The sequence below is a fragment of the Serratia sp. CY82433 genome (assembly GCF_052166535.1).
Lineage (GTDB): Bacteria > Pseudomonadota > Gammaproteobacteria > Enterobacterales > Enterobacteriaceae > Serratia > Serratia sarumanii.
In genome coordinates this window covers 1,253,077-1,267,142 of record NZ_JBJNOR010000001.1, presented here as the reverse complement: position 1 = coordinate 1,267,142, position 14,066 = coordinate 1,253,077, and the positions used below count along the sequence as shown (strand labels likewise).

Genomic DNA, 14,066 nt, shown 5'->3' with positions numbered 1-14,066 from the left:
ATCGCATGTGTGATATCTGCTGGCTTCATCCCTTTGCGAGTTAACGTTAACAATAGAACTAACTTCACTCACCGGGGCCCTACCCATGAACCGCGAAACTAAAAAATATTACGTGCTGCTCAGCGGCCTGCTGTTCTTCTTTTTCTTCACCTGGTCTGCCAGCTTTTCGCTGATATCGCTGTGGCTGAATCAGAAGATCGGCCTGAAAGGCGCCGAGACCGGCCTGATCTTCTCCGCTATCTCGTTGGTGGCGCTGTGCGCCCAGCCGCTGTACGGGTTTATTCAGGACAAACTTGGGCTGCGCAAGCACCTGCTGCAGTTTCTCGGCGTGATGCTGCTGCTGACCGGCCCGTTCTTTATCTACGTTTACGCCCCGCTGCTGGCGAGCAGCCTGCCGCTCGGCGCGCTGGTCGGCGGGGTATTTATCGGCGCCACCTTCTTCGCCGGCATCGGCGCGCTGGAATCTTATACCGAGCGAGTCAGCCGCATCAGCGGTTTCGAATTCGGCCGCGCCCGCATGTGGGGATCGCTCGGCTGGGCCAGCGCCACCTTTTTGGCCGGTTTTATCTTCAATATCGATCCGAACATCAATTTCTGGCTGGCCTCCGCCGCCGCCGTGGTATTCCTGTTGCTGCTCAGCCAGGTGCGCGAGCTGAAGCCGAACGCCATGGCCGGCCTGGCGTTCGGCAAACCGGAAAATCTGCGGCTGCAGGATGCGCTGGCGCTGCTGCGTATGCCGGGCTTCTGGGCGCTGGTGGTGTTTGTGCTCGGTATCAGCGTGTACAACGTTTTCGATCAGCAATTTTCGGTCTACTTCGCTTCGCAGTTCGCTTCACGCGAACAGGGCAACGAGATGTACGGCTTCCTCAACTCGCTGCAGGTCTTCCTCGAAGCCGGCGGCATGTTCCTGGCGCCGCTGCTGGTGAACCGCATCGGCGCCAAACAGGGGTTGTTGCTGGCCGGTGGCGTGATGGCGCTGCGCATGTTCGGCTCCGGCTTGGTCAGCGGCGCATTGATGATCTCCGCCATGAAACTGCTGCACGCCGTAGAGTTGCCGATCCTGCTGATCGCTATCTTCAAATACATCGCCAGCCGCTTCGACAGTCGCCTCTCCTCAACGCTTTACCTGGTGGGCTTTCAGTTCATCACCCAGGTGATGGCCAGCTTCCTGTCGCCGCTGGCGGGCTACGGTTATGACCGCATCGGCTTTGCCGACACCTATCTGCTGATGGGGTGCGCGGTCGCCGCCACGACGCTTGTCTCCTGTTTCCTGCTGCGCGGCGAACGTTCCGCCGGCGCAACCCCCTTTCAATCCGCCATTAAATCAAGCGAGTCTGTCCAATGAACACTGCCTTAGCTCAAGCCGACCATGCGGTCGAGGCCCTGCGCGCAGAGCGCCGAGACGAATACTACCCGCAGTTCCATCTCGCGCCGCCCGCCGGCTGGATCAACGATCCCAACGGCCTGATCTGTATTGACGGCGTCTATCATGCCTTCTTCCAGCATCACCCCTACAGCGAACACTGGGGGCCCATGCACTGGGGGCACGCGACCAGCCGCGATCTGATCCGCTGGCAGCACCAGCCCATCGCCCTGGCGCCCGATGCGCCCTATGACAAAGACGGTTGTTTTTCCGGCTGCGCCGTGGATGACAACGGCGTGCTGACGCTGATTTACACCGGCCACGTGTGGCTGGGCGAGCCCGGCGACGACAGCCAGGTGCGGGAAGTGCAATGTCTGGCCACCAGCGAAGATGGCATACGCTTCGTTAAACATGGGCCGGTGCTGGCCCCGCCGGACGGCATTCAGCATTTCCGCGATCCGAAAGTCTGGCGCGAGAACGGCGAATGGTGGCTGGTGGTCGGCGCCAAAGAAAACGGTCTCGGCCAGGTGCGCCTGTACCGTTCTGCAGACCTGCGCGCCTGGCGCTTCGATCGGGTGCTGGCCGGCGCGCTGGCGGCGCATCAAGGGTATATGTGGGAATGCCCGGATTTCTTCCCGCTGGGGGAACAGCACCTGTTGCTGTTCTCGCCGCAGGGGCTGGCGGCACAGGGCTACCGCTACCGCAATCGCTTCCAGAGCGGCTATCTGCTCGGCCACTGGCGGCCGGACAGCGACTTCAGGGTGACCCAACCCTTCTGCGAGCTGGATGCCGGCCACGATTTCTATGCGCCGCAGACCTTCACCGCCGCCGACGGCCGTCGGCTGCTGTTTGCCTGGATGGATATGTGGGAATCCCCGATGCCCAGCAAAGTGCACCGTTGGGCCGGCGCCCTCACCCTGCCGCGCGAGCTGACGCTGGCTGCCGACGGCAGCGTCCGCATGAACCCGGCGCGTGAACTGGCGGCGCTGCGCCGAGAATCGCACACCTTTTTGGCACAGACGCTGACCAATCAGCATCTGCCGCTGGCGGACGACGTGCAGGAACTCACCCTGACGTTGAGACCGGCCGACAACGACGCCGAGCGTTACGGGCTGGCCATCGGGAATGCGGCGCGCCTGTTCGTCGACAATCAGGCGCACCGGCTGGTGCTGGAACGTTTTCATGACAACCCCGCCCTGTGCACCTGCCGCAGCGTGCCGCTGCCGGAAGGTGACACCCTGTCACTACGGATCTTCATTGACCGCTCATCGCTGGAGATCTTCGTCAATCAGGGCCAGGCCTGCCTGACCAGCCGCATCTACCCGACGGCGGGCGAGCGCCACCTCAGCCTGTTCGCCGAAGGCGGCCGGGCACAGTTCGAGCCCATCACGGGATGGCGGCTGGCAAGCATCTGGGGATAATGGGAATGAGCACCGGGCGCGCAGCGACGCACCCGGTGCGCTTATAGCGAACCACGCGCCAATAGCGGGCAAGGCACTTTCACCGTCTCACGCTGCTCCCGCTGCTCAATCACATGCAGCGCCGCAAGGCGGCCCAGCTCGTAATGCGGCAGCTGCACCGTCGTCAATGCCGGCAGGAACAGCTCGCCGGTGCCGACCATATTGTCGTAACCCAGCACCGCCACCTGTTGCGGTATCCGCCATCCTTGCGCCAGCAATACCTGATACACCAGAAAGGCTATCCGATCGTTTCCGCACACCACGACGTCGCAATCGCGCCGCCCGGGAGAGAAATGCCGCTCCAGCAGCGCGACGCAGTCGCGATAGCTTTGATCGCCGCCGCTCAGATCGAGATGATACTGCCGCAGCTGTTCAACATCGCGCCCCGCTTCGCGCCAGGCGCGTTCCAGACCGCGGCGGCGCAGGCCCGCCGCCAGCGTATCCGCCGGTAAATGAATGCACAGTGGCGCGCGATAGCCTTTGGCGATCAGCGTGCGCGTGGCCTCATACTGCCCTTGCTCGTCATCAGGAATGTAGCTGGCGATCGAATGCGCCGGGCTGACGCAGTTGGCCAGCACCAGCTTTTTGTCCAGCAGTTTGGCCGGCAATGTCACCTCGCGCAGCCCCATCGTGGTGAAGATCACCCCATCCGGACGATGCGCCAGCAGCAGATCGACGGTCTGTTCGGCGTTGTCGTCGGCAAACAGGTTGACGACGAAGCTGTTCCAGCCTCGCTCGCGCGCGGTTTTCTCAATCGACAGGATCATTTCCACCGAGAACGGCGTCGTGGCGGTGTCCAGCGCCAGCACCCCGAGCGTCTGCACGCGATTTCCGTCACCGCGAATACGCCGCGCCGACAGATCCGGCACGTAGTCCAACTGGTCGATAGCCTGTTTGACGCGGCGGTAGGTTTCCGGCCGCAGCTTGCCGGGTTCATTGATGGCGCGGGACACCGTCATCAACGAGACTCCGGCAAGTTTTGCGACGTCTTTCAGCGAAGCCATGCGCCCTTCTTTATGATTAATGGGGAAAAGTGAATAATCCCATAACCGGGCGCAGGACTCTACTCTGCGTTAGCAGGCTGTGATGTTCGCCCACAGGAGAGCGCCGTCGGCCGTCAGCGGCGCCACTTCGCCGCCCGCCGCCTGCGCCGCCCACCAGACGCCCTCGCGCGCCCGCAGTTCGCCGCCCCCCGGCAGCGACCAGACCCCGTTCAGCACATACAGCACGCCCGCCCGGTTGGGTGGCAAGGTGACGGGCGCCGTGCTGCGCCGCACCTCGGCCGCCTGCCGGCCGCGGCGCGTCATGATGTTGAAATCCTGGCTGGCGCCGCCCAGCAGCGTCGCTTCCAGCGCCACGTCGCCGGAGAACGCGAACGGCTCCCCGACGCGCGCCAATTGATGGTCGATATGCCCGGCGCTGAACAGCCGCACGCCGTCGCCTTCCAGCAGCGTGATCGAACGATCGATGCCCGCAAAGGCGGAAAACGGCCCGTCCTGCGCGATGGTGGCGATGCTGGCGCGCCAGTCAAAATCCTGCGCGCCCGGCGGCCAACTGACGATTTCACGGGTTTCCCCACCGCCGTTGCGCCACGGGCTGACCGGCAGCGCGGCGAAGCTAAAACGGGTCAGGCTCATTACGCCTCCTGCTGAAAGGTTTTCAGCACCTGCAGGAACTCGGCGCTGCTCTGCTGCTGTAGCGCGTGCCGCCCCTGCTCGATCACCTGCCGGCCGCCGACGAACACGTCGCGAATTTGCTCTTTACCGCCGGCGAACAGCCAGCGGTTGAGGATCGAGGCGTCCGACGCCGCCGCCAGATACGGATCGTCGCCGTCCAGCACCAGCCAGTCGGCGCGATAGCCGCTCTGCAACCGGCCGATCGGCGCGCCGCACGCCTGCGCGCCGCCCTGCAGCGCCTGCAGGTACAGCACATCGCCCACCGCCGACTGTTCCGGCGTCGTCAGACGGTTGCGGCGCTGATCGCGCAGCCGCTGGCCGTATTCAAACCAGCGCAGCTCTTCCACCACGTTGAGCGAAACGTGGCTGTCGGAACCGATGCCCCAGCGCCCCTGCTGCTGCAGGTAAGCGTCGCCGGGGAAGATGCCGTCGCCGAGGTTGGCTTCGGTGGTCAGGCACAGCCCGGCCACCGCGCGGCTGCGCGCCAGCGCTTCCAGCTCGTCGCGATCCAGATGGGTGGCATGCACCAGGCACCAACGCTGATCGACCGGCAGATGGTCATACAGCCAGGCCACCGGGCGCTGCCCGCTCCACGCCAGGCAGTCGTTCACCTCTTTTTGCTGCTCGGCGATGTGAATATGCACCGGCAAAGTGCGATCCGACGCGGCCAAAATCTGCTGCATCTGGCCCAGCTCCACCGCACGCAGCGAGTGGAAGCACAGCCCCTGATTCTGCAACGGACGATCCACCAGCTGGCGGGCAATCACCTGCTGCTGGTGCAGATAGCTTTCGGTATCCTGGATAAAACGTTTCTGCCCCGGCTGCGCCGGCTGCGCGCCGAAACCGGCGTAGCTGTACAGCACCGGCAGCATCGTCATGCCGATGCCGGCCTGATGCGCGGCCTCGCTGAGGCGGCCGGTCATCTCACCGCGATCGGCGTAAGGCTTGCCGTCGGCGTCGTGATGCAGATAATGGAATTCGGCCACCTGGGTGTATCCGCCCTTGAGCATTTCGATATACAGTTGACGGGCGACTACCTCCACCTGCTCCGGCGTCAGGCGCTGCACCAGGCGGTACATCAGATCGCGCCAGGTCCAGAAGCTGTCCTGCGGGTTGCCCGCCACTTCCGCCAGCCCGGCCATCGCGCGCTGGAAAGCGTGGGAGTGCAGGTTCGGCATGCCCGGCACCGCGTCGCCGTGCAGCCGGGTGCAGCCTTGCGGCTCAGCGTCGGCGGTAACTTGAGTCAGATAACCTTGCGCATCGACGTCCAGCCGGACGTTATGCGCCCAGCCCTCAGGGAGCAAAGCGCGTGGGGCAAAATAAGCAGGCATGGCAGTATTCCACTGTTGGTGTAACGGCGAATGAGGCGCGGCGATGGCGCGCCTTCGGGAATTTTTGGCGGCCGCCGGCAAGTTTCTGGCGCGACGGCCACTAGTTGTATATACATATACATACGCCGACATCAACAGTAAACTGGTGTTATTATTTTTTTATTTGACGAGGTTAACGTCGTGGCTGAACAACAGACCGTGTTACAACTGGCGGCTGCAATGAGCGATGCCCCCGCCCCGATCTACCAACGGGTCAAACAGGCGATCGTGAATCAAATCCGTGCGGGGCATTGGCAACCGCACCAGCGCGTGCCCTCCGAAAGTGAACTGGTGGCGGAACTGGGCGTCAGCCGCATGACCATCAACCGCGCGCTGCGCGAGCTGACCAGCGAAGGCTTTTTGATCCGCATGCAGGGCGTCGGCACCTTCGTCGCCGAAGCCAAGGCGCATACCGCGCTGCTGGAAGTGCACAACATCGCCGATGAGATCGCCGCGCGCGGTCATCGCCACAGCAGCAAGATCCTCGAGCTGAAGGCCCGTGCGGCCAGCGAGGAAGAAGCGACGGCGCTGGGCATTCACCCCGGCCAACGGCTGTTCTACTCGCAGATCGTGCATTACGAAAACGATGTGCCGGTGCAGGTGGAAGACCGCTGCGTCAACCCGCAGGTGGCGCCGGATTACCTGAAGCAGGATTTCGACCGCGTCACGCCTTACACCTACCTGACGCAGGCTGCGCCGCTGACCGCCGGCGAACACATCGTCGAAGCGGTGATCCCCACCCGGCGCGAGCGCGAGCTGCTGCAGCTGGAGGACCACGAACCCGGCCTGCTGATCCATCGCCGCACCTGGTCCGGCAAAACCGTGGTGACCTCGGCCCGGCTGCTGTACCCCGGCAGCCGTTATCAACTGTTCGGCCGCTTCACCAGCGAAGTCTGATCCCCGGCGGGCGCGCCCTGCGCCCGCATCTCCGCTATCGATCACATCCTGATAACAAAATTTCGCCCGCCCCTTGTGACATCCCGATGAATGCGTTAGGTTGTTTTTAATTGTATATACAACCATGTGGGAGCTGCGGCTCCGGCGGAGGAAAGCAATGACGTCTGAGATTCACTGTGACAGCCTGTGGCACGGCGCCGATATCGTCACCATGCGCGACGGCAAGTATCACACCCTGACCGACGGCGCGATCGCCGTGCGCGACGGCAAGATCGTCTGGATTGGCGAACATGCGGCGCTGCCGTCCGGCCTGATCGCGGACGAAACGGTGAAATTCGACGGCGGCATCATCACCCCCGGCTTTGTTGACTGCCACACGCACCTGGTGTTCGGCGGCAATCGCAGCGGCGAGTTCGAACAGCGGCTGAACGGCGTGAGCTACGCCGAGATCGCCGCGCAGGGCGGCGGCATCATTTCCACGGTGAAAGCCACCCGCGCGGCCGACGAAGCGCTGCTGCTGGAGCAGGCGCTGTTCCGCCTGCGGCCGCTGCTGGCGGAAGGCGTCACCTGCGTGGAGATCAAATCCGGTTACGGCCTCAGCCCGGAAAGCGAACTGAAGATGCTGCGGGTGGCGCGCAAGTTGGGCGAGCTGTTGCCGGTCGAGGTAAAAACCACCTGTCTGGCGGCCCATGCGCTGCCGCCGGAATACGCCAACCGCGCCGACGACTACATCAATCTGGTCTGCGACACCATCATCCCGCAGGCGGCGGCAGCCGGCCTGGCGGATGCGGTTGACGCCTTCTGCGAACATCTGGCGTTCTCGCCGGCGCAGGTGGAGCGGGTCTTCGCCGCCGCCGAAGCCGCCGGTTTGCCGGTCAAGCTGCACGCCGAGCAGCTCTCCGCCCTCGGCGGCAGCACGCTGGCGGCACGCCATCACGCGCTATCCGCCGACCATCTCGAATACGCCACCGAACAAGATGCCCGCGCCATGGGCGATGCCGGCACCGTGGCGGTGCTGCTGCCCGGCGCCTATTACCTGCTGCGCGAAACCCAGTGCCCGCCGGTGGAGCTGTTCCGCAAGCACCAGGTGGCGATGGCGATCGCCAGCGACGCCAACCCCGGCACCTCGCCGGCGCTGTCGCTGCGCCTGATGATCAACATGGCCTGCACGCTGTTCCGCCTGACGCCGGAAGAAGCGTTGGCGGGCGTCACCACCCACGCCGCCAAAGCGCTGGGGCTGCAACACAGCCACGGCACGCTGGAAACCGGCAAGGTGGCGGACTTCGTTCACTGGCCGCTGTCGCGGCCGGCGGAACTGGCTTATTGGTTGGGCGGTCAGCTGCCCTGTACGGTGATTTTCCGAGGAGAAGTACGTCAATGACCATTCGCGATCCTTTTAGCTTCCAGACCGGCAGCCTGCCGCTGCTGATCAGCATCCCGCACGCCGGCACGCAACTGACGCCGGCGGTCGAAGCCGGGCTGACCGACGACGCCCGCCCGCTGCCCGATACCGACTGGCACATACCACAGCTGTACGAGTTCGCCCAGGCGATGGGCGCCAGCGTGCTGGTCGGCAACTATTCGCGCTTCGTCATCGATCTGAACCGCCCGGCGGACGACAAGCCGCTGTACACCACCGCCACCACCGGTCTGTATCCCGACGTGCTGTTCGACGGCCGCCCAAGCTTCCTGCCGGGCAAAGCGCCGACGGACGCAGAGCGCGCCGGCTATCTGCAGCAAATTTGGCAACCTTATCATCAGCAGCTGCAAGACGAACTGGCGCGCCTCAAAGCGCGGCACGGCTATGCGCTGCTGTTCGACGCGCACTCCATCGCCTCGGTGATCCCGCGGCTGTTCGAGGGCAAGTTGCCGGATCTCAATCTCGGCACCAACGGCGGCGAAAGCTGCGCCCAGGCGCTGAGCGATCGGCTGGTCGCCTGCTGCGAGCAGCAACAGCAGTACACCCACGTGCTGAACGGCCGCTTCAAGGGCGGTTACATCACCCGCGCCTACGGCCAGCCGCAGCAGCAACAGCATGCGATCCAGCTTGAGCTGGCGCAGGTGAACTACATGTCCGAACAGTATCCTTACGCGTTCGAACCGCAGCGCGCCGCCTCGCTGCAGCGCCTGCTCAAGCAGATGATTGAAGGCCTGTTGGACGGCGCCGCCAGACTCAACTGATCCCCTTTGCAGGCGCCGCCGGGCGCCTGTCTCTCCCCCTGCCTTTAACCGCATCGTCAGCCGCGTTCTGCGCGCCATATCAAAGTTTCGCGTGATTCCCCACCGACTGGTCTAAACAGCGCACAAAACAGCGGCCGACGAAAAACGCACTGCGCCACAATCAGCCGAAAAGCCCGCGCTCCTCGTCAGCGCCGGGCGGCGTGTGGCCGAGCTGGCCCGTTTCGAACCATCACTCTGGAGGCCCTATGTCTGTAACACCGTTAAACTGGCGCGCTGCCGGCGCCCTCGCCGAACAATTGCTGGCCGGCTGGCAACGGCGTGGCGAACCCGGCGGCGCCATCACCCTGTTTGACGCCGAACAACTCCGCGCCACCGCCTGCGCCGGCCTGGCCGATCTGGCGCAGAATACCCCCTTCACCGCCGACAGCGTGGTGCGCTACGCCTCAGTGACCAAGCACATCTTCGCCGCGCTGGCGCTGAACGCCACCGATCGCGCCATTCGGCTGGAGCAACGCCTGGGTGACCTGTTGCCCGCCCTGCAGCCCGCGCTGGCGGACGTCACCGTCGGCCAGGCGCTGGACATGACCGGCGGCCTGCCCGACGTGCGCGAAACGCTCGGCCTGCTCGGCATCTCGCTGCACGCCGTCAGCGAGGCGCAGCCGGTGATGCAGTTTGTCGAGGGGTTGGAAAGATTGAACTACGAAGCCGGCAGCGAGGTCGCCTACAGCAATACCGGCTATCGGCTGCTGGAGGCCGCGCTGCGCAGCAAGGGGTATGATTTCGACCCACTGGTGCAACAGCACATCGCCCGGCCGCTGCAGGTGCAGATGCGGGCGCCGGAAAGCTGGTTCGACGTGGTGCCGGGGTTGGTGCCGGGTTACTGGCGAGCGCCGCAGGGCTGGCAACACGCCAGCGCCGGCCTGCACCTTTCCGCCTCCGGCAGCCTGACCGGCAGCCTCCACGCCCTCACCCGCTGGCTGCAGACGCTGCTGGCCGACGAAGGCCCCGGCCAGGGCGTGCTGGCGCAACTCGGCGCACCGCGCCGCCTCAATCAGGGCCAGCTCAGCGCCTATGGCCTGGGGCTGGCGCAAACCCCGCTGGGCCGCCGGCGCTTGCTCGGCCACGGCGGCTCCCACGCCGGTTACAAAACCTATTTCCTGCTGGCGCCCGATCGCCAGGCCGGCGTCGCGCTGGTGGCCAACCGCGAAGACTGCGACAGTTTCGGTATGGCTTTGCAGGTGATGGCGGCGCTGCTGGGTGAACCACTGCCGCAGCGCAGCATGGCGATCCCCGACGGCCTTTACGCCACGCCGGCGGAACCGCACTGGCTGGAGGTCAAAGACGGCAACCTGGCCTATCTGGGCAGCGATGAACCGCTGTATCAGGGCGAGGACGGGTACGCGGTGTCGCTGTCCGCCCATATGCCAATCAAACTGAAGTGGACCGGCGAAGCGGTCGAGGGCGAAGTCGGGCATGTGGCGCGCCGTTTTCTGCCGGTCACGGCCAACGGCGACTGCCTGAAGCATGTGCAGGGACTGTGGTATCACCCGCACTATCGCACCGCCTTTGAAATTCGCGGCGATCGGGTGCATATCGGCGTCGGCCCGGCGGCGCAGACCGGGACGCTCAGCCCGCTCGGCCAGGGCCGCATGCTGGTGGAGTGCCAGGACGGCCCGTGGTTAAAACGCTTTTGCCTCTATTTCCGCGGTTACAACGTGGATCTCATCGCCAACCGCAGCCGGATGCTGACCTTCCGCCGCAGCACCGTCGGCCGCGACTGACGCTCAGCGTGCGCTGCCGGTTTTGACCGCCAGCAGCGCATCCGCCAGCCGCCGTTTGTCGGCGGCGCTGAGATTCGCCTGATCCACGGACGCCATAAACGCCGCCCGATCCGCCTCGCCGAGCGGGCCGGCGCGCAGCCGCTCCGCCAGCCGTTGCAATATCTGGCTGCTCAGCTGTGCGATCTGCGGGCGCACCTGCGCCAACGGCCGCGGCTGCCAGCCGGGTTCCGGGTTCGCCAGCCAGTCGGCGCGATAGCGGTACTGAATCGCCTTGGCGGCGTCCATCTGCGCGGCGATAAAAGGCCGCACCGACGCCGGCTCCAACCCCAAACGCCCCGCCTCCGCCTGCGCGCTGGCCAACACCTTCGCCTCCTGCGCCAGGTCTTCGATCGGCAAATGCCGCTGCGCCTTGTAACCGGCGACGTCCTTCATCAACGACAGCCGTTGGTTCACCAGCTCGCCGATAGCGGTGGCGCCCTCTGCCAACGCGGGAAAACTGGTCAAACAGCAGGCTATCAATAACGCCCTGAACATGGCGCCTCCCTTATGATGCAGTGAAAACGTAAGGCCTAAAGTTCACCACGTCCGCCCCGCGCTGGCAAATAAAAAGGCCCCGCCACAGCGAGGCCCGATAACGTTCGACAAACCTTAGTCGAACACGCCGTTGATCACAGAGGCGACAATCGCGGTGCTGAGCGCGACCAGCACCAGATCGTCGCCGGCGATACGCCACTCATAACCCGGGTACTGCGGCAGATCGCGCAGCATCGAGTAAGGCACCACTTTCTTGGCGATGCCCGGCGGCAGCGGTTTACCGCGCGCCAGATTCTTGGCGATGCCCGGTGGCAGCGCGCTGTAGCCGGTCAGGCCGTAGTTGCGCGCCAGCGAACGGGCGCGGTCGCGCGAGAGGCTGACGGAAACCAGATTATCGTCGTTTCTATAGCCGCCTTTATCTTTATTACCTTTGTTGCCGTTGTTGCCATGGTTACCGCTATTACCGTGATTGCCGCTGTTGCCATGGCCATTACCGTTGCCGTTACCATTGCCGCCTTTGTCAGCCAGGGCCGGGGCGGATGACAACCCCAGCGACGCGATCAGTGCCAACACCGTAAGGGTCGTACGACGTTTGTTCATGTTGTGTATTCCTGCGTGGGGGACTCTGTTGACTATAGCGGGCCTTTTCCGGACGCAGTACAAGGAAAACTCCGAGATAACGGTGCGGTTTGACGGCAGTCGCGCCAATAGTTTGTTTCAACGCAACACGCCTCGAGAATTCCGAAACTTACCTCAGATTTTTCTTGAAGAAAAATAAGCCTTACGCTAGCGTGGGAGAGTAACAAAAAAGAGTTAGCGTGCTCTTTTTCGTCGCACCTCAAATCTTATTCTTATCATCCATAATGATAATAGCGAACACTTCCCGCCTCTCCGTGCGGGATTCTTTTTCCCGCCGCGGTCGCCCCAATCTGGTGCTTTATGTTGAGATTTGGTTGCCAATAATTTACATTCGCTGTCTGAGAAACCTCAACCTCCCGCGGTGGCCAGGCTGGCAACGGGTGGGCGTTCAGGAGCAAAAGACGTGCAAATGACCCTCATGGAATACATCACTCGCCACTTTAACGGCGATCTTCATCGTTACGCGCAGTCTGAAGGCGTCAGCCGTGAACAAATCATTAGTTGGATAAATAATGAATGTCACGTGATCAAAGGCAGGCTGTTTATGCCGGTGAAGCATCTCCCGGTTGAACAAGCCCAGTGATGACAAAAAAAACCCCGCCAGGCGGGGTTTTCTGTTTCTGATAACACGGAAAATCAGAAGTTATAGCCGACCACGAGGTAATAACCCCAACCGGTAGACTTGATCGGGCCCTGCGGGGTGGCGATATCCGCGCCATCCTGCCACTGGCCGCCGTTATGGAAGTAACGCGCCACGAAAGAATAGTGCCAGTGATCGTAGTTCAGCGCCAAAATATGACTGGAGGCGATCGAGTTGCTGGTGCGCACCTGTTTGCCGGTGCCGTCAACCCAATGGCTGTCCTTGCCCAGATCGGAACCGAAGTCGAAGTTGGTGAAGCCGATGTAGCTCAGGTTGCCGCCCCACACCTGGGTCAGCGGCACGAAGTATTTCACCTTGAAGCGGTAACCGTCCCAGCTGTTCTCGTTGGCGGCCTGGTAGTTTTCCCACTGGTATTTGGCATAGATGTTCATCGACAGGCTCATCGGCAGGCCGGTGTCGATATCGGTGCCCAGACCCATGTACCAGGTGTTCTGACGGCCGTCGGCGTTGTGGCCCAGATCATAGATGTAGTTGTTGGCGAAGTACCACTCTTTGAACGGACCGAAGCTCAGATCGGTGCCGGTCAGCTTGTCGATGGAGAAGCGCGGTTCAATCTCCATAAACAGCGGGGAACCTTTGTCCCAGATGCCGCGATCCGGGGTATTGCCCACGCCGAAGAACTTCGGCACGTCAACGTAACCGTAGAAATCGAACCAGTCTTTCTTGGCGAAGGCTTCGTATTCGAGATACACGTCGTTATTCAGCTGCGGCCCGAAGCGAGTGTGGTAGCTGCCCACCACGTTGACGCTCTGGTGCCACCAGTCGGAGACATATTGACTGTCTTTGCTATCAGCCATTGATGATGCACTGTAAGACGCTGCGAGCAGTACACCTGCTGCGAGAGCTATTTTTTTCATTTTATTACCACATGCTTAAAGGGCCATTTCCTGCCCGTTTAGAAAAAATGACAATGAGTCTGCCGACACCTGGCGTTGTCTTCACACAGAAACTCGGATGACGCGCGCATTATAGAAACCACTGACTGTAAGAATCTGTGATCCAGTTACGCATTTCGCGAATAGGTAATCGATTGCGTTCACATTTGTCAAATTATGTTTCATGCAAATTCACATTAGCTGTGATTTTTGTCATGCACATCGATTTTTAGCGCAGTTTTTGAGCGAACTGTCATCAGGGCGTCACCTGCCCGCCATTGAGCGGTGACAAAGAAAAAGCCGACGTATAAACGTCGGCCTTCATCAAAATCAGCAAAAAATACGCAAAGCGAAATCAGTTCACCGCCGGCACCGCCTTGGCGATGTTTTCCTGGCGGAACGCCACCTCTTCGCCGTTTTTCACCTCCCAGCTGGCGACCGGGATATCGGTCTTGGGCGCCGCCGCGACGACCGAGCCGTAAATCAGCTTGTCGTCGCGGCGCAAAATATAAACGTCGAGCTGATATTCATGCCGCAAATTCGCCGTGGTCAGGCGCACGGTATCGCCGCGCTCGTAGTGATGCACGTCGATTTCGGGTTGTTGAATAAATTGAATGTCGCTTCTCATC

General features: G+C 62.5%; 14 protein-coding genes. 7 read left to right on the top strand and 7 right to left on the bottom strand.

The features are described from left to right. Positions 1-85: 85 nt before the first annotated feature. On the top strand, positions 86-1,345 hold the full coding sequence (locus ACJ8PI_RS06320; RefSeq protein WP_033653891.1) for an MFS transporter: 1,260 nt from the start codon (positions 86-88) through the stop codon (positions 1,343-1,345). Then, positions 1,342-2,784, top strand: coding sequence for a glycoside hydrolase family 32 protein (locus ACJ8PI_RS06315; RefSeq protein ID WP_041034809.1), 1,443 nt, complete (start codon positions 1,342-1,344; stop codon positions 2,782-2,784). Before ACJ8PI_RS06320 ends, ACJ8PI_RS06315 begins: the two co-directional genes overlap by 4 nt. Before the next feature lie 41 nt (positions 2,785-2,825). On the opposite strand, the gene ACJ8PI_RS06310 is transcribed toward ACJ8PI_RS06315, so the two are convergent. From ACJ8PI_RS06310 to ACJ8PI_RS06300, 3 genes are all read right to left on the bottom strand, one after another. Continuing rightward, positions 2,826-3,827: a LacI family DNA-binding transcriptional regulator gene (locus ACJ8PI_RS06310; protein ID WP_041034807.1), complete on the bottom strand. Its 1,002-nt coding sequence runs from the start codon at positions 3,825-3,827 to the stop codon at positions 2,826-2,828. Positions 3,828-3,896: 69 nt separating this feature from the next. Next, positions 3,897-4,460 carry a HutD/Ves family protein gene (locus tag ACJ8PI_RS06305; protein ID WP_033653888.1) on the bottom strand — a complete coding sequence of 188 codons (564 nt, stop codon included), beginning with the start codon at positions 4,458-4,460 and terminating at the stop codon, positions 3,897-3,899. Then, positions 4,460-5,830 (bottom strand): formimidoylglutamate deiminase, encoded by a 1,371-nt coding sequence (locus tag ACJ8PI_RS06300; protein WP_164134156.1) that lies wholly within the window; start codon positions 5,828-5,830, stop codon positions 4,460-4,462. The genes ACJ8PI_RS06305 and ACJ8PI_RS06300 overlap by 1 nt, the downstream gene beginning before the upstream one ends. 180 nt (positions 5,831-6,010) lie before the next feature. Here ACJ8PI_RS06300 and hutC point away from each other — a divergent pair, with 180 nt between their 5' ends. The 4 genes from hutC to ACJ8PI_RS06280 all read left to right on the top strand — a co-directional run bounded on the left by hutC (position 6,011) and on the right by ACJ8PI_RS06280 (position 10,728). Then, on the top strand, positions 6,011-6,766 hold the full coding sequence (hutC, locus tag ACJ8PI_RS06295) for a histidine utilization repressor (protein WP_049196246.1): 756 nt from the start codon (positions 6,011-6,013) through the stop codon (positions 6,764-6,766). Positions 6,767-6,923: 157 nt separating this feature from the next. Beyond that, positions 6,924-8,147, top strand: a complete 1,224-nt coding sequence (gene hutI / locus ACJ8PI_RS06290) for an imidazolonepropionase (RefSeq protein ID WP_033646347.1) — start codon at positions 6,924-6,926, stop codon at positions 8,145-8,147. Continuing rightward, on the top strand, positions 8,144-8,947 hold the full coding sequence (gene hutG, locus ACJ8PI_RS06285) for an N-formylglutamate deformylase (RefSeq protein ID WP_164134155.1): 804 nt from the start codon (positions 8,144-8,146) through the stop codon (positions 8,945-8,947). The genes hutI and hutG overlap by 4 nt, the downstream gene beginning before the upstream one ends. Positions 8,948-9,192: 245 nt before the next feature. Next, positions 9,193-10,728: a serine hydrolase domain-containing protein gene (locus ACJ8PI_RS06280; protein WP_164134154.1), complete on the top strand. Its 1,536-nt coding sequence runs from the start codon at positions 9,193-9,195 to the stop codon at positions 10,726-10,728. Positions 10,729-10,731: 3 nt separating this feature from the next. Here ACJ8PI_RS06280 and ACJ8PI_RS06275 read toward each other — a convergent pair whose 3' ends face one another. Further along, positions 10,732-11,262 (bottom strand): chorismate mutase, encoded by a 531-nt coding sequence (locus ACJ8PI_RS06275; RefSeq protein WP_164134153.1) that lies wholly within the window; start codon positions 11,260-11,262, stop codon positions 10,732-10,734. 114 nt (positions 11,263-11,376) lie between these two features. Continuing rightward, positions 11,377-11,862, bottom strand: a complete 486-nt coding sequence (locus ACJ8PI_RS06270; protein ID WP_060427691.1) for an anti-virulence regulator CigR family protein — start codon at positions 11,860-11,862, stop codon at positions 11,377-11,379. A 442-nt stretch (positions 11,863-12,304) separates the two neighbouring features. Here ACJ8PI_RS06270 and ACJ8PI_RS06265 point away from each other — a divergent pair, with 442 nt between their 5' ends. Next, the gene (locus ACJ8PI_RS06265; RefSeq protein ID WP_025160261.1) at positions 12,305-12,484 is read left to right on the top strand and encodes a hypothetical protein; all 180 of its coding nucleotides are present in this window, start codon (positions 12,305-12,307) and stop codon (positions 12,482-12,484) included. A 53-nt stretch (positions 12,485-12,537) separates the two neighbouring features. Here the strand turns inward: ACJ8PI_RS06265 and ACJ8PI_RS06260 are convergent, their stop codons facing one another. Next, entirely contained in the window at positions 12,538-13,419 is an 882-nt protein-coding gene (locus ACJ8PI_RS06260) for a nucleoside-specific channel-forming protein Tsx (RefSeq protein WP_164134152.1), read from the bottom strand. A gap of 373 nt (positions 13,420-13,792) precedes the next feature. Beyond that, on the bottom strand, positions 13,793-14,065 hold the full coding sequence (locus ACJ8PI_RS06255) for a hypothetical protein (RefSeq protein ID WP_004941292.1): 273 nt from the start codon (positions 14,063-14,065) through the stop codon (positions 13,793-13,795). Position 14,066: the final 1 nt, after the last annotated feature.